The following is a 23,263-nucleotide window of genomic DNA, read 5'->3' as shown; positions in this document are numbered from 1 at the left end:
GCCTCCGGAAAACAGCCGGGACCCCTCAAAACGTCCACATTTCCACGCTCTGCCATTGTCAACGGCAGCTTCGTCGCCAACAATGAAGCATGCCGGTCTACGTGAGGTCTCTGGAAACTGCCGTACCGCCCACAGTGCTTGTGCAACCACAAGCACGCGACGTTTTTGCATCCCAACCTGGGCTGACACGGCTCGGATCCAGGCTCGTGCGAACATGCTTTGACTCAGCAGCGATCGATACCAGATTCACCGCCGTCGCCGAATTGTCCCTGGACAACCACTCCGAGAATCCCTCATTCTTCGACCCCGCCACTGGCCGTGTACTTAGCCCGAGCACCAAGGTCCGCAACGAAATATTTGCCGTCGAAGCTACCAAATTGTTCATTGAGGCCGCCAAAGCCGCCGTCGGGAAATGTCCCGATATCGATTTACTTGACATAACCCACGTCATTACTGTTTCCTGCACTGGATTTTTCAATCCCGGCCCCGACTACAAAGTAGTCCGGGCCCTCGGACTCAGCCCCGCCGTGCAGCGCTATCACCTTGGCTTCATGGGTTGCTACGCCGCGTTCCCCGCCCTCCGTGCAGCCCGGCAGTTTTGCCAGGCCGATCCCTCTGCGGTAGTCCTGGTTATCTGCGTAGAGCTTTGCTCACTCCATGTCCGGACCTCGAATGATCCGGACACCATCATGGGATCGGCGATCTTTGCGGACGGCGCGGCGGCCGCCGTCGTGACGTCCCGTGAACCTGAGGGGCCGGACCCGGTGATCAGGCTGGATCACTTCGAGACTGTCCTGACGCCCGTCGGCGAAGAAGCGATGGCCTGGAACATTGGCGACGAAGGCTTCGAAATGGTCCTCGGCACGTACGTGCCGCACATCATCGAGGAACACATCACCGGCGCGCTCGAGCCGCTGCTTGCCCGGGACCCGTCCCTGACGGGACTCCCCTACCGGGACATTACGCATTGGGCCATCCATCCCGGCGGCCGCAGCATCCTCGACAAAGTCGAGTCGAAACTTGAACTCACCGAAGAACAAATGATTCCCGCGCGCGAAGTCCTTCGCGACTACGGCAACATGAGCAGTGCCACCGTTCTCTTCGTCTTGAAGCACATCCTCGGACAAACTCCGGCGCAGCGGGAGGAACGCATCTGTTCCATGGCATTCGGGCCCGGCCTCACGGTGGAGACTGGACTATTCACCCGGGTCTCCCCGGCTCTGTGATACCGGTTCTGTGATGACTGCCCTCCGCCGCTGCCCAGGCGGCTTTCTCGGCGCACGGGACGTGACCGCCGTTGAAGACATGGACCGCCCCGATTGCGAGCTTGACCGGCTCAACCGGAGTTACGCGCGGTTTCCGATCGTCAACGCTGTGGTGTCCGGCTGGCGGGACACCTACAGCTCACGGATCAGGCCATTGCTCACGACGGCGGCCCCCACCACGGTCCTTGACGTAGGCTGCGGCGGTGGAGACGTCGCCCGCAGCCTCGCGCGCCGGGCCGCGGCAGACGGCTACCGCCTGGAAGTTACCGGAATCGACCCGGACGAACGAGCCTTCCTGTTCGCGAACTCTGCCCCGCCCGTGGAAGGCGTCAACTACAGAAAAGCCCTCAGCTCAGAGCTCGTGTCAGAGGGACGCACGTTCGACGTCGTTATTTCCAACCATGTCCTGCACCACTTGACTACCCCGGAACTCGTCTCGTTTCTCCACGACTCCGAACGGCTTTGCGGCCGGATCGCCCTGCACAACGACCTCAAGCGTAGCCGCGTGGCATACGCGCTTTTCTGGGCCGGATCCTGGCCACTTGGCATTGGATCCTATATCCACGGTGACGGCCTCACATCCATCAGACGGAGCTACACCGCGGCGGAACTCCGTGTCGCCACTCCCCCGGCGTGGACGGTAGAACCGAGCGGCTTATGGCACAACCTGCTGGTCTACCGGCCCGGAGAGGTCCCCGATGTTTGACGTCGTGGTGGTTGGAGCCGGACCTGTCGGGCTATTCATGGCAGCCCTGCTGCTGCAAGACGGACACCGCGTAGCAGTTCTGGAACGGCGCGCGACGTCGAGCCGCCAGACCCGCGCCATCGGAATCCATCCTCCCGCCCTCACAGCTTTGGACGCAGTTGGCGCCGCGCATCCGCTGGTCTCTTCAGGCGTCCGGATCACCCACGGCGCCGCGTACAGCGGCGGCAGGAAAGTTGCCGACATGGACTTTGCCCGTCCCTCGTCCGAGTACCCCTTCATCCTCTCCGTTCCGCAATATCTCACCACAAACGCCCTCGAGTCCAGGGTGATCGACCTCGATCCGAACGCGCTCCACCGCGGCGTGCAGGTTGAGGAAGTTGTCGACGACGGCGGGCGCTTGCGTCTGCGGGGACAGCAAGAGGGGGCTCCGATGGAGTTTCTGGGCCGCTTCGTCGTGGCTGCCGACGGCGTCCATTCAGCAGTGCGAGCAGGACTGGGACTGGAGCCTCGCTTGCGCACCTATCCCGACTACTACGTCATGGGCGATTTCCGGGATGAATCGATGTACGGCAACAACGCGGTCCTTTTCCTTGAGCCGGGCGGAATCGTGGAGTCCTTTCCCTTGCCAGGAGGCATCCGCCGTTGGGTTGTCCGGCTTGGCGCCCCGTGCCAGGAACCCACTCCCCATGCGCTCGCCGCCCTCATCAAAAAGCGGACCGGCAGCGCGGTGGACTCCGCAAGCAATACGATGATCAGCGCCTTCGGCGTCACCTCGCGACTGGTTTCCCGGATGGTCCATGGACGGGTCGCCCTGATTGGAGACGCCGCCCACGAGATCAGCCCGATCGGTGGACAAGGCATGAACCTGGGTTGGTTGGACGCCGTTGCCCTCGCGCCGATTGTCGGGGAAGCGTTGCGAACATCGGCGGGAGGCCCTGCCGGCAAAGAACTCGCGGGCTTCGAGCGCGACCGGCAGCGCGCGGCGAAGAGAGCCATCTGGCAGGCCAGCCTGAACATGGCGCTGGGCCGACCCTTGCCGCCGAAGGTCCTCAGCGCAAGGAACGCCTTGATCGGCCGGGCAATCACCTTCCCGATGTTCTCGGAGCTTGTTGCCCGGAGATTCACGATGCACTGACACTAAGCTCAATCCATGGACTTTGAGACCCGCCCCCTGCCTTCCGGCCCGGACACGACGTTTACTGCCTCGGAAATCCGCAGCGCAGTTCAGGACTTACTCGGTCTCGATGGCCTCCCGCCCATCGTGCAGGTCGGCCATCCCGTGTTGCGCCAGCGAGCCGCTCCCTATGACGGCCAGCTTGGGGACACCGAATTGGCGCAGCTGATCGAGCGGATGCGGGATGTCATGGATGCCGCTCCCGGCGTGGGCCTCGCAGCGCCGCAGCTCGGCATCCCCTTGCAGCTGGCTGTGCTCGAAGACCATTTCGATGTTGATCCTGTTGCCTCGGAGCTCCGGCAAAGGACGCCCCTGGGCTTCTTCGCGATACTGAATCCCCGCTACGAGCCCGAGGGGACATCCACGGCGTCGTTCTATGAGGGCTGCCTGTCGATGCGCGGATTCCAGGCCGTGGTCACAAGGCACCGCGACGTTCACCTGCACTACCAGCGTCCGGACGGCAGTGCGGCCTCGGCCGGATTCTCCGGATGGCAGGCCCGGATAGTCCAGCACGAGACCGACCACCTGCACGGCGGACTCTATTTGGACCGCGCCGAGCTCCGGTCGTTGGCAAACGATGCAGAGTACTCGGCCCATTGGGCGTACCCCGGAATCGAGGAGGCAAGCCGCGGGTTGGGCTTCCTCAAGCCGTAGCTGAACCGCCTTCGCGCGGCGGGTTCGCTGCGGAAGGCAGCTGCTTTGCCCACCATGCGAGGATCTGCTCGAAGCGCTGTCGCCTGTGGTGTGGCGTGCCCGACCGCGATAGTTCGTGGTCTTCACCGGGGAAGAGGAGCAACGCCGTCTCCACGCCCTGCGCCTTGAGCGCGGCAAAGTAGCGCTGGCCCTGTTCAACCGGGCATCGGAGATCGTTTTCGCTGTGGATCACCAGGGTGGGCGTGCGGACTGCAGTCACCACGGCCATGGGGCTTTGGGCCGCCATCTGCTCGGGCGAGCCGCCCGTGTATTGACCGCCGAAGAACCATCCGATATCCGAGGAACCCGTAAAGCTCACAGGGTCAAGGAATCCGCGCTCCACAATTGCTGCCTTGAAGCGGTGTTCGTGGCCGATAACCCAGGCAGTCAGATACCCGCCGTAGGACCCGCCCATGATGCCGATCGATTCCCTGTCCATCGCCGGGAAGGCTTCCAGTGCCCCCTCCAGGAAGGTGAGCACATCCGACATGTCCACGGTGCCCATCTTTTCCTTGATGGCGCCGCCGTGCGCCTGGCCGTACCCGGCGGAACCACGCGGGTTGCACATCAGCACGGCGTATCCCGCCTCGGCGTACACCTGGGCTTCGTCAAAGAAGGCCCCCGTGTACTGGGCGAAAGGGCCGCCGTGGATCGTGAGCAGCACGGGGTGGGGGCCAGGCCCCTCCGGCAGGACCGCCCAGCCATGGACTGGATAGCCATCACTGCCGGTGGCAGTGAACTCATGCGGTTCAAGGATGGTTGCTTCGTCCCGGAGAGCCTTGGTGAAATCGGTGAGGACTCGGAGTCCACCCTTCTCCAGAACGCCGAGCTCACCATTTCTGAAGGCGTCACCGTAAGAGATAGACACCAGCTCGCCCACCGCGGAAGAGCCAATCACTACCAGGGGCTCCTTGACGAGGACCTCGCTCTCGCCGCCGGCCGTCCATTGGATCAGCTGCACGCTTCCACGGCTCGTGTTGAGTGCGAGCACCCCATCTACTCCAAAAGTTTCGAGGCGGCCGCCGATGTCCTGGTTTTCGACGTCGCTTAGCATCGTTGCCTTGCCGCCCCGGACCGGCATGACGTACAGGGCCGTGTTCCTCGCGACGAAGTCCAGGCCGTCGTCGCCGAGGTCCTGTGCCGTAAAGAACAGCCATTCACCGTTCGCGGATTCGCAGGCTTCCTGGACGGACTGCGGCGCAGCGCCTGGACGCAGCGCTGTCGCCTCGCCGCCCGCGGCGGGGACGCTATAGATACCCGAGGCGATATCGGCGTCGTGCCCTTCATGGAGTGAGGCGACAAAGTAGACGCTCTCACCGTTGCGACTGAAGGACGGCGAAGTGTGGTCGGCTTCGCCGAACGTCAACTGCACCGCAGGCGGTAACAGTGCCGCCGCCTCCGCCCCGCGGGCTTTGGCGGCCCTCCCCACAGGAACCACAGGAGGTTCCGCTCCGATCTCGGGGACGTCGACGACGAAGAGTTGGGCGGGCTTGTCCGCGGTGTAGCCCAGTCCATTGAGCCTGTATTGGTTGCCGGTGATCAACCGTGCGTCTTCGCTGCCTGCCCCGACCCCGTCAACCGTTCCGTAACGGCCTTCTTCGGGAACCGGTGAGGAAAACACAATCCTGCGCGAATCGGGCGCCCAGGAAAACTCCGAGACTCCCAACTTCTGTTCCGTGATCGCTTGCGGCTCCCCGCCGTCGGCCTCCACCACATGCAGTTGCGGCTTGCCGTCCGGCGTCGCCCGGAGGAATGCCAACGCGCTGCCGTCGGGCGAAAACGCGGGTGCGGTGTCCCGGAAGCCACGGGTGATCCGACGGGGCGGTATCGCGGGGTCAAAGGGAACACTCCAAAGTTGCCCGACGTACGCATCGGCGTCGAAGTCGGGCCGCGTCACGGACACGACGGCGCGGGTGCCGTCGGGATGGGCGGCGGGGGCGGAGACGGAATTCAGCAGCGGGAGTTGTTCGGCTTTCACGCTGGTGAGCCTAGCGGCCGTCATGGCATGACGATATGTGCCACTCCGGCCGCCGTAGGATTGTCCGTATGCTTTCCGACGCCGTCCCTGCCCTGCGCTGCCCGGTATGCCAGGGTCCGTTCGGCCTGGGCGGGGCAGCGCCATTATCCTTGCGTTGCGTCGCCGGCCACAGTTTCGACGCCGCCAAACAGGGCTACTTCAACCTGCTCAGCGGCAAGGGCACGGTCTTCGAGGCCGACACGGCAGAGATGGTCGCAGCCCGCAACGACTTCCTGGGCGCGGGCCATTACGCTCCCCTCGCTGAGGCGATCGCGGAGCTGGCGTCACCGGTACTGTCGGCACCGGGATCCCTCATCCTGGATTCAGGGACCGGCACCGGCCACTACCTGCGCACAGTGCTGGACCGCACTCCTACAGCGGCAATCGGCATCGACATCTCGAAGTTCGCACTCCGCCGCGCAGCACGGTTGAATCCCGGCGCCATCAATCTCGTGTGGGACGTCTGGCGTCCCCTGCCGATCGCCGACCATGCCGTAGATGCCATCATCGTGGTCTTCGCACCGCGGAATCCCCCGGAATTTTCCCGGGTTCTGCGTCCAGGCGGCCGGGTGATCGTGGTGACTCCGCGCAACGGACACCTTGGGGAGATTGCCGAACGGACCGGAATGCTGGGCATTGAGCCGGGCAAAGACGAGCGGCTTGCGGAGTCCATGCAGGAGTTCTTCACCCTCGCGGACACCATTCAACTCGACGTGGACCTCAAACTCGACGGCCGGGACCTCGCCGATGTCGCCTTCATGGGACCGGCAGGCCACCACCTTGAACGCTCCGCCCTCCTGGCGTCGACGGCCACGGAAACGTCCGTCCACGCCACTGCGAAGTTCACCCTCAGCGTTTTCACAGCGCCGGAGGACGGCTCCTAACGGGAACCTTCGCGCCGGGCTAGGATGGAAAAACAGCGACTGTGATCTTGCCGACGCTGCAGTCCGGATCAGGCCGGCTGCTGCCGCAGGTCCGGAAACAGGGGGAACGATGTTTGAATGGCTTGGCAGCAACTGGTGGGCCCTCTGGCTCACGGTGTTTCTTGCTTTCGCCGTGGTGGAGATGCTGACGCTCAGCTTCTTCTTCATCATGCTCGGGGCCGGCGCGCTGGCTGCCCTCGCCGCTGACTTTGCCGGGGCCGATCTCTGGTTGCAGATCGTCGTCTTTTGCATCGTGTCCCTGCTGATGATCGCATTCGTCCGCCCTATCGCACTCAAGCATTTGCACAAGGGGCCCGCCGAGCAACGTACCAATGTGGACCGCCTGATCGGCCAATCAGCGCTCGTCATGGAGCCGGTCACCGCGACCGCAGGACTGGTCAAGATCGGCGGCGACGTGTGGAGCGCCCGCAGCGCGGCTGGAATCATCGACGCCGGCCAGACCGTGCACGTCACCAGGATTGACGGCGCGACGGCGGTAGTCGCTTCCACAGCGGAAGACAGCCCTCACTGAGCAGCGTCCCGCCATGGCACAAGCCGCAATGTTCGACGACGAGCGATCGGCCCATTACCGCACTTAGCCGCATCAAATACGTAACTGGGGAATGAAGGAGATGTATGGACAGCTTGGGAGGAACTGCAGCCGCGATCGTGCTGCTAGTTCTCGTCATATTCGTGATTATCGTTTTGGTTCGCTCGATCAGGATCATCCCGCAAGCGCGCGCCGGCGTCGTAGAACGCCTCGGTAAGTACCAGCGCACACTCAACCCCGGGCTCACCATCCTGATCCCGTTTGTCGACCGCCTGCTGCCGCTGTTGGATCTTCGAGAACAAGTGGTTTCCTTCCCGCCGCAGCCGGTGATTACCGAGGACAACCTGGTTGTCTCGATCGACACCGTGGTCTACTTCCAGGTCACGGATCCCCGGGCCGCGACCTACGAGATCGCCAACTACATTCAGGCCGTTGAACAGCTGACCACCACGACGCTCCGCAACGTCGTGGGCGGCTTGAATCTTGAAGAAGCGCTCACCTCCCGCGACCAGATCAACGGCCAGCTCCGGGGGGTCCTCGACGAAGCCACCGGGCGCTGGGGAATCCGCGTTTCGCGCGTCGAACTCAAGGCAATCGACCCGCCGCACTCCATCCAGGACTCAATGGAGAAGCAGATGCGGGCCGAGCGGGACCGTCGTGCTGCAATTCTGACCGCCGAAGGCACCAAGCAATCGCAGATCCTGACGGCCGAGGGGCAACGGCAAGCTGCAATCCTGGCCGCAGAGGGTGACGCCAAGGCAGCGATCCTCCGCGCAGATGGCGAAGCCCAGGCCATTCAGAAGGTCTTCGACGCCATCCACAAGGGCAACCCGGATCAAAAGCTACTGGCGTATCAGTACCTTCAGATCCTGCCGAAGATCGCGGAGGGATCATCCAACAAGCTATGGATCATCCCCAGCGAGGTCGGTGAGGCCCTCAAGGGCATCGGCGGTGCGCTGGGTGGCGCCAACGGCGGATCTGGCGTCGCCGACTTGTTCAGCGATTCCACACAAGAACCGCCGGCGTAACCGCGGATAGTTTGCAGGGGGACCGGCCAAATTCCCTGGCCGGTCCCCTTCACTTTGTCCTGTCAGCTTCGATCCGCGTATAATGGTGTATTTGTCCGGCCGGTTCAATCCGAACGGAACATTAACGCTTGGTCAGGCGTTTCATCTAGTGATGCAACGTGTGCAGACAGTAGTCCGGGCGACGCCTTGCGGCGTCCGGCTAGCGCGGAGCATGGTTCCGCGAACAGACAGAGGGAGTAATCATGAGCGATCGCAGCCTGCGGGGCATGCGTCTTGGCGCCCAGAGCATGGAAACCGAATCCGGTGTGGAGCCGGCGCCGCGTCAGCGGGTTGAATACCGCTGCGCGGACGGAGAGCAGGTCTTCGTCACCTTCTCCTCCGAAGCCGAGATCCCTCCCGTCTGGGTTTCCAAGACCGGCAAGGAAGCGCTCCTGGTTGATGGCGAACGCCCCGTTGACACCAACGAAAAGGCCGTCCGCACCCACTGGGATATGCTGCTGGAACGCCGCAGCCTTCCCGAGCTCGAGCAGATCCTCGAAGACCGCCTGAACATCCTGCGCGAACGTCGTGGGGAACGCCGCTCGGCATAGCGGCACAGTTCCCAAGGGAACAGTTTCACCACGAAGGCCGGGTCCGCACTCTTCACGGAGCGCGGACCCGGCCTTTTCTGTTGGACCTACTTTGAGACCGGGGTCTTCTTCCCGGTCAAGGCGGCCCAGCGCGAGGCGAGCCCCCACTTGGTGACGTTGATCATGGCCTCAACAACAATGTTGCCGCTCATCTTGGAGGCCCCGAGCTCGCGCTCAACGAAGGTGATGGGGCGTTCGACGATCTTCAAGCCAAGCTTGGCGACCCGCCACGCCAGGTCCACCTGGAAGCCGTAGCCAACCGATTCCACCTGGTCCAGCTTGAGCGCCTCCAGGGTGCTGCGCCGGAACGCACGGTAGCCGCCGGTGATGTCTTTGATCTTCAAGCCAAGCATGAGCCGGGCATAGGTGCTTCCCGTGCGCGAAATCGCTTGACGATAGAGCGGCCAGTTCACCGTGCCGCCACCCGGAACCCAGCGTGAACCCATGGCGAGGTCGGCGCCGTCGTTGATCGCATCCAGCAGCAACGGAAGTTGCTCGGGCTGGTGCGAACCATCGGCGTCCATCTCGACGAGGACGTCGTAGCCGGCCGCCAGGCCCCATTTGAATCCGGCAATGTACGCTGCTCCAAGGCCTTCCTTGCCCTTGCGGTGCAGGACATGGACCTGGCTATCCTCGGCTGCGATGCTGTCGGCGAGCTGTCCCGTGCCGTCAGGGCTGTTGTCATCGACAACCAGGACGTCGGACGCGGGCACAGCCGCGCGCAGCCGTCCGAGGGTCTTGGGTAGCGATTCCAGCTCGTTGTACGTGGGGATGATCGTCAGGACACGCAAGAAGAGGCCTTTCCTTGATGGAGCGGTCAGTCGGCCGGAGCAGCAGCGTGGCTGGCATTCAGGCGCAACTCTCCATTATAGAACGACAACTTGCCGTACCTAGGGCCACCTGTGGCGTCCGCCACACGGGTCGCGCTTGGTCGCGGGCAGGTCCACTCGCCCAGGTCCAGTGCCGGCCCGGTGTGTTGAACTCGAGGCCGAACCGTTTTCTGCGGCACAGTGGACCTGCCCACTACGAGTGCCACGGTCTTGGAAACCGGGTCCGATAACTGTTTTTGGCAGCGGACCCCACCGCGGCCAGACAACCAGGTATTCCCTGTGGAAGCCTGTTGACCCTAAATGCTACGGACTTCACAAATCTTGTCAAGCGCCGCCTGAGCTGGGGCTTTGTCCATACACGCAGGTCAGGGGCCTTCAGTACCAGCAAAGCCATATGCAACTATGACCGCAAATTTTCACTCGCGAAGATCTCCTGGCCTTCGCGCATAGTCTGCAGGCAAGCGGGATCGCTACCACTGTCCAGCGCGGGGAGGAGGGGCGTCCGTGCGCGTGGATCGGTGGACCACGACTGAACGCGGTCATCGGCCACTTGCACCATCAGCTCTTCAACTTCCCACACCGCAAAACTTGCAGGGGCTCCGGGAACCAATTGCCCCATCAGCGGATTGCGCTCCTGGCCGGCCCGCCAACCGGCACGGGTGTGCCCGAGGAAAGCTGCCCGTGCCGAAATGCGTTGATCCGGATTGCTGTGTTCCAGGCATGCCCTGACGCTGGACCATGGGCGCAACGGGGTGACCGGACTATCGCTTCCAAAGCACACCGGCACGCCGGTGGAGTAGTACGAAGCGAAAGGGTTCATGGCCACACTTCGCGCCCCCAGACGCTGATCGTACATTTTCCCTGCCCCGCCCCAGGCGGCATCGAAGGCCGGCTGTGCGCTCACTGTAATCGAATACTTCGCAAGCCGGGCGAGATCGCCGGCGTCCGCCATTTCCACATGCTCGAGGCGGTGCGCGGCGGCACGGACCCGCTGCTCCCCCACCTCCGACGCGGCAAGGTCAAAGGCATCCAGTGCCGTCTTCAGTCCCGCGTCGCCAATGACGTGGAAGCCTGCCTGGATACCGAGCGCCGAACAGGCCGCAATGTGGCCGGCAGCTTCGTCGACCGAGATGTAGAGGCTTCCGCGGTGGCCCGGAGCGTCGGCGTAGTCTGCGCTGAGGGCAGCCGTCCGCGAACCGATGGAACCATCGATGTTCAAGTCCCCCGCCAGGCCAAGAACGGGCACCCCCAAGCCTTCCAGGATGGCAGAGGCGTGCTCGGCCGATGTGGCGAGTTCGCCCCAATAGGGAAGGATTCCGGGGACGCCCACGCTGCCCTCGTTCCACGACGCGGAGTTCCACGACGAAGACATCCGAAGGTCGTCTGCACTGCAAATGTGCGGGGCCGCCATTTCGGCCAAGGCGACATAGCCGTTGGCCGCAGCCTCCCGAAGGGCCAGCTCCTGGTAACGGCGGCGTTCGGCGTCGGGGAACTGCCTGGCGACCAGCCGCGCAGCGGTGTGGGCGGCCCTCAGGACGTGCGCCGAACCGTCGTAGCCGTCAAGGCCGTCCAGTCCCGCCGCGGACGCCAAGGAGGATGAGGCAAGGGCAGAGTGCGCATCCACGCGCGCCAGGTACACCTTGCGCCCGCCCGCGGCGCGGTCGAGCTCCTCCGGCGTGGGCAGGGTCTTTTCGTGCCACACCGACTCATCCCAACCGTGGCCAAGCACGACGCCGGTGGTACCAAGAGCCTTGGCGGCCAGGGCGACGGCGTCGAGCAGTTCCCGTGCCGAGCGTACCCCGGTGAGTTGGAGGGAATCGGAAGCAATTCCGGTCTCCGTGAGATGCATGTGAGAGTCTACGAAGCCGGGCGCCAGCAAAGCTCCCCGGAGATCAATGACTTCCATCGAAGAATCCGCGATCGACGTAGCTGCCTGCTCCGAACCAACCCAGGCAACAGTGTCTCCGTCAACCAGCATTGCGCTCGCGAAGGGATCGGCGGCTGTATAGACGGAGCCGTTCCGGTACATCGTGACCTTGCGGGGCCGGGTTTCGGCGGGCGCGCCTGAATGGGTCATGGATATGCTCCTTGCTGGGAATCTGTGTGGTGTGTCAGGAGACGTTGGAGTACGCGACGACGCCGCGGCGGACCAGATCGATCGCTTCGCGGCACATCTTGGTTTGGCGTCGTTCAAGACCTGGAATCTTGGCCATCTGGTCCAGCAGGTCGATGACCTGCTTCGCCCAGCGCACAAAGTCACCTGCGGCGAGGTCGGTGCCGCTGAGGACCTCTTGGAGATGGCGGCCCTTCGCCCATTTGAAGATGGGCCAGACGAGGCCGAGTTCAGGCTCGGCGGTCAAGGGCAGCCTGTTCTTGTCCTCGACGTCCTCCAGCGCAGACCATTCACGCACCACGATGTCCACGGATGTTTCGAGGGAAACGGACGGCATTTTGGGTCGCAGGCCGCGATCATCGCGCTTGGCTTGGTAGACCATCGTGCTCGCCAGCGCAGCCAGCTCGGCGCCATCGAGGTCCTTGATGGCCCCTTGGCGGATGGATTGGGAGATCAGCAGGTCCTTTTCGCCGTAGATGCGGCGCAGGCGCTGGCCGTCCGCGCTGATGGTGACATGGCCGGCGTCGGAGGTCTGGAGGTAACCGTAGGCGGCGAGGACATCGCACACACGGTCGAATGTCTTAGCGATCGTGTTGGTGCGGCCCTGGATCTGCCGGACGAGCCCGTCGGTCTCATGGCGAAGCTTCCACCAACGCTCGGCCCAGCGGGCATGGTCCTCGCGTTCGCTGCAGCCGTGGCAAGGATGGGCGCGCAATGCCCGGCGGAGGTCTGCGATCTTCTTTTCCTGGTCCGGCATGTACCGGGCACGGCCGAAGTCCTCGCTCCGGTTCGTGCCGCGGGCCGGCGGACGCCCCTCCCGCACGGCATTCCGCATGGCGGATGCCAGATCACGACGGGATTTGGGCAGCTTCGCGTTGAAGGACTTCGGAATCCGGATCCAGGACACGGGAGTGACCGGACCTTCGACTTCGTGGGCACCGATCCTGTGGAGCTGGTTGTCTTCCGTGAGGACCGCGGGGCGCGGTTCACGCGAGTCGGGATCGGCGTTGAGTACGACGGCGTAACCTGGCGTGCGTCCGCCCGGAACTTTGACGATGTCGCCGGGCATAAGCCGGGAGAGGGAGTCCACGGTCAGGGACTTACGGGCCCGGGACGTGCTTCTGGAGGCAAATTGCTCGGCGTCGCTGAGATCGCGCCGAAGCTTCGCGTACTCGGTGAAGTCGCCCAGGTGGCATTTCATGGACTCGGCGTAACCGGCCAAGGATTCTTCACGGCTTCGAACTTGGCGGGCCAGCCCCACCACGGAACGGTCCGCCTGGAACTGGGCGAACGACGATTCGAGGATTTGCCGTGCCCTCGGCCGACCGAACTGGGCAATCAGGTTGATGCTCATGTTGTACGTAGGGCGGAAGCTTGAATTGAGCGGATAGGTGCGCCGCGAAGCGAGGCCGGCGACGGCGGCAGGATCAGTACCCGGCTGCCAAAGGACCACGGCGTGGCCTTCGACGTCGATTCCACGCCTTCCCGCACGGCCGGTCAACTGGGTGTACTCCCCCGCGGTGATGTTGACGTGCGCTTCGCCGTTGAACTTGTCGAGCTTCTCCAGGACGACGCAGCGGGCGGGCATGTTGACGCCAAGAGCGAGGGTCTCCGTGGCAAAAACTGCTTTCACCAGGCCATCGGCGAAGAGTTTCTCGACGACTTCCTTGAAGGTCGGCAGCAAACCGGCGTGGTGCGCCGCGAGCCCCCGGAGCAGGCCGTCACGCCAACTCCAAAAGCCCAGGACATCGAGGTCATCTGCGGGAATCTCGCGGCTCGCCTCATCCACCCGGGACGCGATGATCTGTTGTTCCCGCTCTGTGGTCAGCCACAGCCCGGCCGCGGCACACTGCGCCACCGCCCCATCGCAGCCGGCGCGGGAAAAAATGAAGGTAATGGCGGGAAGCAGCCCTTGGCGGTCCAGGCTCGCAATGATCTGGGGCCGGCTGGCCTTGCGCACCGGGCTGCGCTGCTCGCTGACAGTGTTGTCACGCTGACGGTCCTGCCGGCGGCGGCTGCGTCCGCCGTGGCCGAAGCGGCCACGGAAGTTCATCTGGCTTTCCGCCCGGGCCATCGACAATAGCTCCGGGTTGACCTCGAATTCCCTCGGCAAGGGATTCCGGTCCGGCTCCCGTACTGCCTCCGGCGCGGGCGCTTCGCCCTCCGGCGCCTCGGGAGCGATTTCGTCAAAGCTGGTATCCCCGGCGAAGAGATCGACGATCTCACGCCCCACCATGACGTGCTGCCACAAGGGGACGGGACGGTGTTCGGAGACAATCACATCCGTGTGTCCGCGCACTGTGTCCAGCCACGCACCAAACTCTTCCGCGTTGGACACCGTGGCGCTAAGGGAAACCACTTGCACCTCGCTGGGCAGGTGGATGATCACCTCCTCCCAGACTGCACCGCGGAAGCGGTCTGCCAGGTAGTGCACCTCATCCATCACGACGTAGCCAAGGTCCCCCAGGGTGTCCGAGTCCGCGTACAGCATGTTCCTCAGGACCTCAGTGGTCATCACCACAATGGGAGCCTCGCCGTTGATGGTGGTGTCACCGGTCAGCAGTCCCACGTTTGAGGCACCGTACTTCGCCGAGAGCTCGGAGAACTTCTGGTTGCTTAGTGCTTTGATGGGCGTTGTATAGAACGCCTTGAGCCCGCGTTCGAGCGCCAGGTAGATGGCGAACTCGCCGACGATTGTCTTCCCGGCCCCCGTGGGCGCCGCCACGAGGACTCCCTTGCCTTCCTGGAGCGAACGGCACGCGTCCCGCTGGAAATCGTCAAGCTCGAACTCCAGTGTCTGGGCAAAGGTACCAAGATAGGTTTTCGACTCAGCACTCCGTTGCGCTGCGGCGTGAAAGGCTTCTGAGGGCGAAAGGGCCCCTGAATTGGAGGACATGCTTCAAGCCTAGTGGCCGTGAGACTACAGATTCTCCAGATCGGAGGCAGGTGTGGCGACGTCGGCTGTGGCTTCCGTCTCGGCGGTAATCTTCGACTGCTGGCGCGCGCGACGTTTGTCGTTCAGCATGCAGAGTCCGATCGCGGCGAAGAAGAGCACCAAGAGCGGACCGGCGAGCATGAACATTGACAGCGCGTCCGCACCGGGCGCGGCAACGGCTGCCAGGACAAACACGAGGAAGACCGTGATGCGCCAGGCCTTGAGTATTGTCCTGCCGCTCAAGATGCCCGCCATGTTGACGCCCACCAACACCACCGGCACCAGGAAGGCGATGCCGAGGAAAAGAAGCATATGCGTGGCGAATGTCAGGTACTGGGATGCGTCGATGTTGTTGGCGCCGTTTTGTGGCGTGAACTGCAGCAGTGCGCGCACTACGTTCGGGATGACCGTCCATGCGACATACACGCCAGCCAGGAACAACGGCACCGCCGCGGCCATGTACCCGAGCGTGTAGCGGCGCTCTTTCTTGGTCAGGCCGGGAGTAATGAAGGCCCAGACCTGGTAGATCCAGATGGGGCTCGAGAGCACCAAGCCGATCTGAATGGCAATGCGTAGCTTGAAGTCGAAAGGATCCCCTACGCTCGCGAAGTTCAGGACCGCGGTTCGCTTGGTCTCTTCGGCGATCTTGATCAACGGATCCGACAGGCTGTTGACTACGGGCTCATAGAGGAACCACCCTGCCACGGCGCCTAGGAGAACGCCGATAGCAGACTTGATCAGCCGATTCTTAAGCTCCTTCAGGTGGTCTAGGAGCGCCATCCGCCCTTCGGGGTTGGCTTTGCGGCCCGTCTTCGTTGCCACTACTGCTTAGCTACGGGTTGCAGGCGGAACGTCAGTGTCGTTACCGCCCTTGTTCGCTTCGGGGTGGTTGACCACTTTGCCTTCAACGGGGTCCGTGTCGTCCTTGGCCGCCGGCTTGCCGTCGTTCTTCATTTCCTTGACTTCGGATCTGATGATGCGCATCGACTGGCCGAGGCTGCGGGCCATGGCAGGCAGCTTGGGTGCCGCGAACAGCAACAGGGCCACGATGATGATAATGACAATTGGCCAGGGGCCATCAAATAGTCGTCCCACGGGAAGTCCTTTCGTTGGAATACATCCTACGTCTAACTGAAATCGATGTCGTGCAGAGACTGGGGTTGGCCCCGTTCTGCTTTGCGCTTAACGCGCTTTTGGCGACGCACTTCCTGGCGGGAGGCCTTGGCCGTCACGTAATCATGACGCATCTGTTCCGGTGAGGCAAAAACGGCTGCGCCGAACACTTTCACCGACGCCTCGCCGTCGTCGTCGGCGCGATCGGGAAGGTGCGAGCGGTGACCTAGCCGCTCCCCTGCGGCACTCAATTCGTGCACCGTGGCCATGAACTTCCGGAAAAGCCGGACGCCCAGCAGGACATAGCAAAGCAGCGACACCGCAATCAGCGCGAGCCATAAAAGGATCCAGGACCACCAAGGCATTTGAGTAGTCTAACCAGCCTTCATTGCTTGTATTGGGCAAGTGCGGCAGCCACCCAGGCTGCCGAGGCGTCGGCAAGCTCTGCGGGCTGCAAAATACGGGCAACACCGCCATGCTGCGCAACGAACATCGGCAACCAGTCCGCGTTTCCGAACCGTACCTCGGCGAGCAAGCCGCCGTCAGGGAGCACTGCCGTCCGATCCGCATAATAGTCATCCGCCAGCCCTACGCCCTGCCGGGTCAATTGGAGGACAACGACGACGTCGTCGTCGTTGTGCGTGTACAGCTTCACCGGGACGCCTTCCTCGGCGCCCGCACTCTTGGAAACCGGACGGCCGTTGGGCGCGATCTCCTCGATACGGTCGAGGCGGAAGTTCCGCAGACCGGCTTTGCTGTGGCAGTACGCCTCGAAGTACCAGGTGTTGTCCAAGGAATAGAGCCGGAAAGGGTCGACGTCCCGTTCGGAAACCGAGTCGCGTTGCTGTGACAGGTAGCGAAGCCGCAATTGATGACCCGACTGAATCGCCCGGGTGATCGTGTCGAACGGTCCGGCCTCGGCCGGGGTGACGGGCGGGCCGGCGACGGCCGCCGCCAGACGGCCGGCCTCCCCCGCAGCGCCGGTGAGCTTCAGGGTCACGGACTCCAGGGCTCCGCTTTGCTCGTCCTCTGACATTCCGGCCTGGGCGGGAAGTCCGCCCAGGGTCGCCAAGCCCGTCAGCAGGGCGCAAGCCTCATCGACACTGAAGCCGATGGGCCGGTTGAGTTCGAGGTGCTCGCGGATGTAGACGTGCTCGTTTTCCCAATCGATATCGAACAAGTCATCCGGATAGCCTTCGGGGCGGCCGGAGCAAATCAGGATCTTCAGGTCGTCGACGAGTTCCTCACGGGTGACACCGAAACGGTCTGCCACCTCCTGGATGGGCAGGCCCTGGTTGTGGACGAGGAACGGGACCAGCTGGAGCATGCGGTTGAGTTGGTCTTCCGAGGTCCGCTTGCGCGCCCGCGGCGCCGGTCCGGCGCCGGAGAAGCGGACCTCGACGGCGGGGCTCGAGCCGAACGCGGCGGCAGCTTCAAGGCGCCGGATCACGGCGTCGCGCAGTTCGGCAGGTCCGGCCACAAGCACGTGGGGACCATAGGAGGCCAGTTCTTCTGCGAGCAGCTCACTGTCCCGGAACGGCACGGAGAGGCGGTCCTTGCCCGCCTGGAAGCCGCTGGCGCCCCTGGCCCCGGTGACACTCACCGCGCGCTTGCGAAGACCCAGCAAACGGCCTTCGGCGACGTCGAGGTGGGCTTCCTGCAGGGGAAGTTCGCTGAGGCTGTCCAATTCAGCGCGGGTATCAAACCCTGCCGGTATCTCACAGTGATACCCGGTCTCAACATGAACGTCGCTCGTCATCCGGGACAGCCGGAAAAAGCGTTTCGCGTTCCGGCCCCGGTCGAAGCCCACCAGGTACCACTGGCCGAACCGGCTCCCGAGGCCCCAAGGCTCTACCATGCGGCGTTCGTCTTTGCCGGTGCTCGCGGCACGGTAGCCGAAACCCACGGGGTGCTGGCCGTTCATGGCCACGATGATGTCGTCAAAGGCCTGGCCGGCGGGCTTGATGCGCGGCTGGACGCCGGCCGGGAGTTCGACGTCGGCAAGGTCGCCGGAAGCCTGCAGCTTCCGTAGCGCGCTTGCAGCGGCTGAGCCGAGCGCCGCGCGTTCCCATAGCTGCGCAGCCAGCAGTAATACCGTGCCCTCGGCCGGGGTCAGGTGCACATACGGCAGGCGATTGGATTCCTTGCCGATGCGGTAGCGGGTCGAAGCTGGATCGTCCGAGCCGAACCCGTGGTCGAGGAGGGTTTCGATGTCGAAGCCAAACCGCTTCAGTTCTGACTTGTCCCGTTCAAACATGCGTCCGAACGCGACGTCGCTGTCGCCGGCGTCGTGATAGACCTTCTGCCTGAGAACGGCCCGGGACAGCCCGTATTTCGTGTTCAGGAGGGCGATCAGGAGGTTCAGGAGTCGTTCGGTTCGTGATGCGGACACGCTTGCTACGTTACTAAATTCCTCCGGTAAAGGCGGAAGGCGCGTCTGCAGCCGGATTTCTCCGGCTGCAGACGCGCCTTCCCAAGCAGTGGAACTTAGTGCTGCGAAACCTAGCGGACTGCCACGAGGTCCACCACGAAGATCAGGGCTTCGTTGGGTTTGATGGCCCCGCCGGCGCCACGGGAACCGTAGGCAAGCTCGGAGGGGATCTCGAGGCGACGGCGGCCGCCGACCTTCATGCCAAGGAGTCCTTGGTCCCAACCCTGGATGACCTGGCCGACTCCCACGCGGAAGTCCAGCGGTGCGCCACGGCCCCATGATGCGTCGAATTCCTCGCCGGTGGACCAGGCAACGCCAACGTAGTGGGTCGAGACGGTGTCGCCGGCCTTGGCCTCGGCGCCGTCACCAACGACGATGTCCTTGATAACAAGTTCCGTGGGGACGTCGCCCTCCGGGAAGTCGATCTCCGGCTTGGTGCGGTCGTAATCGCGCTGACCAAATGACATAGGTACTCCTCAATGTGATAGTGACGGTGTTATTGGGGGTTTGCGGAAGGTTACTGGGCGCCCAGGATGTCGACGACGAAGACGAGGTCGCCCGTGGGCTGGCCCTGGCCTGCGGCGGCGTCGCCATATGCGAGGCTCTTGGGGATGACCAGGAGGACACGGGAACCGACGGTCTTGCCCGCAAGTCCTTGCGTCCAGCCCTTGATGACGCCGTTGAGCGCGAAGCTGGCGGTCTGGCCCTTGTCGTAGCTGGAGTCGAACTTCTTGCCATCAGCCAAGGTGACGCCGACGTAGTTGACCGTCAGGGTGTCTGTCTCCTTGACGACTGCGCCCTTGCCCTTGATGAGGTCCTGCGAGACGAGGGCCTCCGGAGCCTTCGCGCCGTCGACGGAAATCTGCGGAATTCCCTTGTCATCGACCTTGACCGTGGGGAGGCCGGCGGGCGGAGTAACGGTATCGCCCTCGGGCTTGGCCAGGGGCTTGACTGCGTCCTTGACGCCAGTGACCTTGAACACCACCAGCTGGGATGACGTTGCGGTTGCTTCAGCCGACGCCGGAGTCCCCGGAACGGCGAAAGCGATGTCAGCGCCCACCTTCGCACCGACCAGGGCGTTGTAAAGCACAGCGCTGCCGGTCTTGAGCTGGTCGTTCAGTTCGACGGGCTGGGACCCTGTCGGGAATGTGTCTTCGAGGGTCTTGCCGTCCTTGCCGTCGACGGCAATGTAGGTGATCTGCGCCACCTGTCCGGCTTTCACCTTGTCGCCGGTGCCGTCGCTGACCATCTTGATGGTCGGCTGCGTCACGTCCAGCGGCTTATTGAATTCCAGGCCGGGTGCCTTCTTGTCTCCATTGTCGGAGACCTTGAGGGAATCCAGCTTGGCGACTTCGCCGGCGGACTGACTGGTGGGCTCCGGGGTTGCTGTTGTTGCCGGATTACCGCCGCAGGCGGTAATCAGCAAGAGGCCGGGGATAAGAATTGCTAGTAGACGTCGCACAAATTGAACTTTCGTCGGGGCAAAAGGAGGGCATGGACGGGCCAGGCTCGGCCATGCGCGTAGAGGCCTGTTAAAAGGCCAACCTCCAGAGTAGCTGGTGAAACTGGGAGTCAGATCATCGAGTCCAGGAGTGCATCCACTCTTTCGTCGACGCTGCGGAAGGGATCCTTGCACAAAATCGTCTGGTGCGCACGGTCGTTCAACTTCAGATGGACCCAATCCACGGTGTAGTCGCGGCCGAGCTCCTGGGCGCGCCGGACGAAGTCGCCGCGGAGTTTTGCCCGGGTGGTCTGCGGCGGCGCATCCACGGCATCTTTGATGTCGGTGTCGGCAACCAGGCGCCGCGCCGCGCCGCGGGACTGGAGGAGGAAGAAGAGTCCGCGCTTGCGCGAGATGTCGTGATACGTGAGGTCCAATTGCGCGATCCGCGAGGAGTCGAGGCCGATTCCATGGCGACGCATGTATCCGTCCATCAGCTTCTTCTTGATGGCCCAGTCCACTTCCGTGTCGATTCCGCTGGTGTCGCCGCTATCGATCGCGTCCAGCGTCCGTTCCCAAAGATCCAGGATGAGAGGTACGTGCGGATTGTGGGCTCCATTTGATGCTACAAAGGCTGTGACCTTTGCAAGGTACTCACGCTGGATGTCCAGGGCGGTCAGTTGCCTGCCGTTGGCAAGGCGCACCAAGGCTTTACCGCTGAGATCATGCGAGATTTCACGGATGCTGCGGATGGGGTTCTCCATGCGCATGTCCCGCATGATCACTCCGGCCTCAATCATGCGCAGGAGCAGATCCACCGTTCCCACCTTCAACAGGGCGGTGGTCTCGGACATGTTGGAATCGCCGACGATCACGTGCAGACGGCGGAAGAACTCGGCATCGGCGTGCGGCTCGTCACGGGTGTTGATGATGGGGCGGGATCTTGTCGTCGCGGAGGACACGCCTTCCCAAATGTGGTCGGCACGCTGGGAGAACGCGAACGTGGCCCCATGGGGTGTCTTCAGGACCTTGCCCGCACCGGCGATTAGCTGCCGCGTGACGAGGAAGGGAATGAGGATCTCGGCGAGCCGAGAGAACTCGCCCCGCCGCGGAATCAGGTAGTTTTCGTGGCTGCCATAGGAATTGCCAGCGGAATCGGTGTTGTTCTTGAACAGGTAGACCGTTCCGTTGAATCCCTCCGCCGCAAGCCGCGCCTGCGCTTCATCAACGAGGTCATCGAGAATGAGCTCCCCGGCCCGGTCGTGGGCAATAAGCTGCGCGAGGTCGTCGCATTCCGCGGTGGCGTACTCCGGGTGCGAGCCGACATCCAGGTACAGGCGCGAGCCATTCGTCAGGAAGACGTTGGAGGAACGTCCCCAGCTCACCACTTTGCGGAAGAGGTACCTGGCGACTTCCTCGGGAGCCAATGGCCGCGAGTCGGGGCTCGAGTACGAAATACCGAACTCCGTTTCGATCCCGAATATCCTTTTGTCCATCTCAGGCCTCCCCTGCCAGCAGCTGCGTGATTTCTTCTGCCCTGAGCCGCCGGAAGGCCCGCCGGGATCCGCGCCCGCTTTCCGGACTTCGGTCCAACACGGCGGCCTCGACTGCGGTACCGGGCAGGGCGTCCACTTCCTTGTCTGTGGCCAGCGCCTTGACGGCCAGTCGCAGTGCGCCGGCCAGGTCAAGGTCAGCCTTCCAACCGCGGGCCACGGTCTCGGCTACTTGCTCGGCCAAGCCGCCCATCACCACAAAACCGTGCTCGTCGGCAATCGAACCGTCGAAAGTCAGCCGATAAAGATGGTCCTCGGCCTGCGTGTGCCCGACCTCTGCAACCGCAAGTTCAACTTCGAACGGCTTTTGTTCTGCCGTGAAGACGGCGCCAAGGCTCTGCGCATAGACGCTGGCCAGACCGCGGGCAGTGACGTCCTCGCGATCGTATGAATAGCCGCGGACGTCAGCGTAGCGGACACCCGCTTGCCGAAGGCTCTCGAACTCGTTGTATTTCCCCACGGCGGCGAACGCGATCTTGTCGTAGATCTCGCCGATCTTGTGGAGCGACGGCGACGGGTTTTCCGCCACGAGCGCGATGCCGTCAGCGCAACTGATCACGACGACGGAACGGCCGCGGGCGATGCCCTTCCGCGCGAAATCCGCGCGGTCCTTCATCAGTTGTTCGGGTGAAACGTAAAACTGCTGGGTCATCTCAGGCCTCCCGTCCGGCTACCGTTCGCGATTCAACAATGGATCCGGCGATCGCCGCCAGCTCCCGTTCCGGCACCCGCCGGGCACCGGCGCGGTTGACGGTGTATATCACCGGCCAGAGCTGCCGGACCGGGTCTGGACCGCCGGTGGCGGAGTCGTCGTCGGCGGCGTCATAGAGGGCTTCAACCGCGACGGCGACAGCCTCGTCTTCGGTGAGGTTCGGCCGCCACAGCTTCTTCAAGGCGCCACGTGCGAAGACGGAACCCGAACCGACCGAATGGTGCTCCAGTTCCTCGTACCGTCCCCCGGTGACATCGTAGGAGAAAAGCCGTCCCACGCCGGCTGCCTGGTCGAAGCCCGCGAAGAGCGGGATCACCGCGAGACCCTGCATGGCCATCGGCAGGTTTCCCCGGATCATGGCTCCAAGCCGGTTGGCTTTGCCGTCCAGGCTCAGCAGCGTGCCCTCGATCTTTTCGTAGTGTTCCAGTTCCACCTGGAACAACCGTGTGATGTCGATGGCCAGGCCTGCTGTCCCGGCAATTCCCAGAACGGAATATTCGTCGGCCGGAAAGACCTTCTCGATGTGCCTGCTGGCGATCACGTTGCCCATCGTGGCACGCCGATCCCCCGCCATCAGGACGCCGCCGGGGTAACTGAGGGCGACGATTGTTGTCGCATGGGGCACCGGCGGAATCTGTCCCGCGGGCAGCACTTGACTAAAGGGAAGGAGTTCAGGCCTGGAGCGTTGCAGATGCTCTATGAACGAAGACGTTGCTTGGGTGGCCAGGTGGCCGGCTGATGGATCCTGCATTGCTGCGCTCCTTCGACTCTGACATCCGACGCCCGGCGGCCTCACGCCGGCCGGGCCCTTGGCTTAGCTGGCGGCTGGCTACTGGCCGCCCTTTTGCACAAATGCCCTGACGAACTCTTCGGCGTTCGATTCAAGAACACCGTCGATTTCGTCGAGGAGATCGTCTACGCCCTGCGTTGCGACCGAGGCCTGTGCCTCCGGCGCTGCGGGCGGCGCCTCGGGGGCGTCGACCTCTGCCTCGACGTCCCGCGACTGCGGTTGCTGCTGCTCCTGAGCTGCCATTTCCTTCTCCATTCTGTCCATCCCCGGCAACGGGGACTTCCTGTAATGCCATACTGCCACGGGGCGGGCTGCGACGCTGCGGTTTTAAGGGCCCGTTTGGCAGCCTTTAGCCGGCTG

General features: G+C 63.4%; 22 protein-coding genes. 8 read left to right on the top strand and 14 right to left on the bottom strand.

Annotated features, from left to right (window positions below):
• Positions 1 to 89 precede the first annotated feature (89 nt).
• From AC4CS3_RS09320 to AC4CS3_RS09305, 4 genes are read left to right on the top strand one after another with little or no spacing between them, the layout of a single operon-like run.
• Positions 90 to 1,226, top strand: coding sequence for a type III polyketide synthase (locus tag AC4CS3_RS09320; protein ID WP_490783187.1), 1,137 nt, complete (start codon positions 90 to 92; stop codon positions 1,224 to 1,226).
• A gap of 13 nt (positions 1,227 to 1,239) precedes the next feature.
• On the top strand, positions 1,240 to 1,971 hold the full coding sequence (locus AC4CS3_RS09315; RefSeq protein ID WP_490783186.1) for a class I SAM-dependent methyltransferase: 732 nt from the start codon (positions 1,240 to 1,242) through the stop codon (positions 1,969 to 1,971).
• The gene (locus AC4CS3_RS09310; RefSeq protein WP_490783185.1) at positions 1,964 to 3,106 is read left to right on the top strand and encodes an FAD-dependent oxidoreductase; all 1,143 of its coding nucleotides are present in this window, start codon (positions 1,964 to 1,966) and stop codon (positions 3,104 to 3,106) included. The genes AC4CS3_RS09315 and AC4CS3_RS09310 overlap by 8 nt, the downstream gene beginning before the upstream one ends.
• Positions 3,107 to 3,121: 15 nt before the next feature.
• Entirely contained in the window at positions 3,122 to 3,799 is a 678-nt protein-coding gene (locus AC4CS3_RS09305) for a peptide deformylase (RefSeq protein ID WP_490783184.1), read from the top strand.
• Here the strand turns inward: AC4CS3_RS09305 and AC4CS3_RS09300 are convergent.
• Positions 3,789 to 5,840, bottom strand: a complete 2,052-nt coding sequence (locus tag AC4CS3_RS09300; protein ID WP_490783183.1) for a S9 family peptidase — start codon at positions 5,838 to 5,840, stop codon at positions 3,789 to 3,791. The genes AC4CS3_RS09305 and AC4CS3_RS09300 overlap by 11 nt on opposite strands.
• A 44-nt stretch (positions 5,841 to 5,884) precedes the next feature.
• Here AC4CS3_RS09300 and AC4CS3_RS09295 point away from each other — a divergent pair, with 44 nt between their 5' ends.
• From AC4CS3_RS09295 to AC4CS3_RS09280, 4 genes are all read left to right on the top strand, one after another.
• Positions 5,885 to 6,739, top strand: coding sequence for a putative RNA methyltransferase (locus tag AC4CS3_RS09295; protein ID WP_490783182.1), 855 nt, complete (start codon positions 5,885 to 5,887; stop codon positions 6,737 to 6,739).
• A gap of 109 nt (positions 6,740 to 6,848) precedes the next feature.
• Positions 6,849 to 7,310 (top strand): NfeD family protein, encoded by a 462-nt coding sequence (locus AC4CS3_RS09290; RefSeq protein ID WP_490783181.1) that lies wholly within the window; start codon positions 6,849 to 6,851, stop codon positions 7,308 to 7,310.
• Positions 7,311 to 7,414: 104 nt separating this feature from the next.
• Positions 7,415 to 8,356, top strand: a complete 942-nt coding sequence (locus tag AC4CS3_RS09285) for an SPFH domain-containing protein (RefSeq protein WP_490783180.1) — start codon at positions 7,415 to 7,417, stop codon at positions 8,354 to 8,356.
• Between the two features lie 242 nt (positions 8,357 to 8,598).
• Entirely contained in the window at positions 8,599 to 8,946 is a 348-nt protein-coding gene (locus AC4CS3_RS09280; RefSeq protein WP_059389983.1) for an RNA polymerase-binding protein RbpA, read from the top strand.
• An 86-nt stretch (positions 8,947 to 9,032) separates the two neighbouring features.
• On the opposite strand, the gene AC4CS3_RS09275 is transcribed toward AC4CS3_RS09280, so the two are convergent.
• From AC4CS3_RS09275 to AC4CS3_RS09215, 13 genes are all read right to left on the bottom strand, one after another.
• The gene (locus AC4CS3_RS09275) at positions 9,033 to 9,776 is read right to left on the bottom strand and encodes a polyprenol monophosphomannose synthase (RefSeq protein WP_345451759.1); all 744 of its coding nucleotides are present in this window, start codon (positions 9,774 to 9,776) and stop codon (positions 9,033 to 9,035) included.
• 439 nt (positions 9,777 to 10,215) lie between these two features.
• Positions 10,216 to 11,892, bottom strand: a complete 1,677-nt coding sequence (locus AC4CS3_RS09270) for an amidohydrolase (RefSeq protein WP_490783179.1) — start codon at positions 11,890 to 11,892, stop codon at positions 10,216 to 10,218.
• A 34-nt stretch (positions 11,893 to 11,926) separates the two neighbouring features.
• The gene (locus AC4CS3_RS09265; protein WP_490783178.1) at positions 11,927 to 14,824 is read right to left on the bottom strand and encodes a DEAD/DEAH box helicase; all 2,898 of its coding nucleotides are present in this window, start codon (positions 14,822 to 14,824) and stop codon (positions 11,927 to 11,929) included.
• A 24-nt stretch (positions 14,825 to 14,848) separates the two neighbouring features.
• Complete coding sequence (tatC, locus tag AC4CS3_RS09260; RefSeq protein WP_441413459.1) at positions 14,849 to 15,643, bottom strand: twin-arginine translocase subunit TatC; 795 nt, start codon at positions 15,641 to 15,643, stop codon at positions 14,849 to 14,851.
• Between the two features lie 48 nt (positions 15,644 to 15,691).
• Positions 15,692 to 15,958: a Sec-independent protein translocase subunit TatA gene (gene tatA / locus AC4CS3_RS09255; protein WP_490783177.1), complete on the bottom strand. Its 267-nt coding sequence runs from the start codon at positions 15,956 to 15,958 to the stop codon at positions 15,692 to 15,694.
• 32 nt (positions 15,959 to 15,990) lie between these two features.
• Positions 15,991 to 16,341 carry a hypothetical protein gene (locus AC4CS3_RS09250; RefSeq protein WP_441413406.1) on the bottom strand — a complete coding sequence of 117 codons (351 nt, stop codon included), beginning with the start codon at positions 16,339 to 16,341 and terminating at the stop codon, positions 15,991 to 15,993.
• 20 nt (positions 16,342 to 16,361) lie between these two features.
• The gene (locus AC4CS3_RS09245; RefSeq protein ID WP_490783176.1) at positions 16,362 to 18,368 is read right to left on the bottom strand and encodes a helix-turn-helix transcriptional regulator; all 2,007 of its coding nucleotides are present in this window, start codon (positions 18,366 to 18,368) and stop codon (positions 16,362 to 16,364) included.
• A gap of 110 nt (positions 18,369 to 18,478) precedes the next feature.
• Complete coding sequence (locus AC4CS3_RS09240) at positions 18,479 to 18,874, bottom strand: FKBP-type peptidyl-prolyl cis-trans isomerase (RefSeq protein WP_345451770.1); 396 nt, start codon at positions 18,872 to 18,874, stop codon at positions 18,479 to 18,481.
• Positions 18,875 to 18,924: 50 nt separating this feature from the next.
• Positions 18,925 to 19,869, bottom strand: a complete 945-nt coding sequence (locus tag AC4CS3_RS09235) for an FKBP-type peptidyl-prolyl cis-trans isomerase (protein ID WP_490783175.1) — start codon at positions 19,867 to 19,869, stop codon at positions 18,925 to 18,927.
• Positions 19,870 to 19,979: 110 nt separating this feature from the next.
• Positions 19,980 to 21,344, bottom strand: coding sequence for a Pup--protein ligase (gene pafA / locus AC4CS3_RS09230; protein ID WP_490783174.1), 1,365 nt, complete (start codon positions 21,342 to 21,344; stop codon positions 19,980 to 19,982).
• Position 21,345: 1 nt separating this feature from the next.
• Entirely contained in the window at positions 21,346 to 22,053 is a 708-nt protein-coding gene (gene prcA / locus AC4CS3_RS09225; RefSeq protein ID WP_345451774.1) for a proteasome subunit alpha, read from the bottom strand.
• Position 22,054: 1 nt separating this feature from the next.
• Positions 22,055 to 22,864, bottom strand: a complete 810-nt coding sequence (gene prcB / locus AC4CS3_RS09220) for a proteasome subunit beta (protein ID WP_490783173.1) — start codon at positions 22,862 to 22,864, stop codon at positions 22,055 to 22,057.
• A 78-nt stretch (positions 22,865 to 22,942) separates the two neighbouring features.
• The gene (locus AC4CS3_RS09215) at positions 22,943 to 23,146 is read right to left on the bottom strand and encodes a ubiquitin-like protein Pup (RefSeq protein WP_490783172.1); all 204 of its coding nucleotides are present in this window, start codon (positions 23,144 to 23,146) and stop codon (positions 22,943 to 22,945) included.
• Between the last annotated feature and the right edge of the window lie 117 nt (positions 23,147 to 23,263).

Source organism: Arthrobacter sp. SE2 (genome assembly GCF_058244265.1).
Note: the sequence above shows the minus strand (reverse complement) of the source record. Positions and strands in the feature narration are given on the sequence as shown.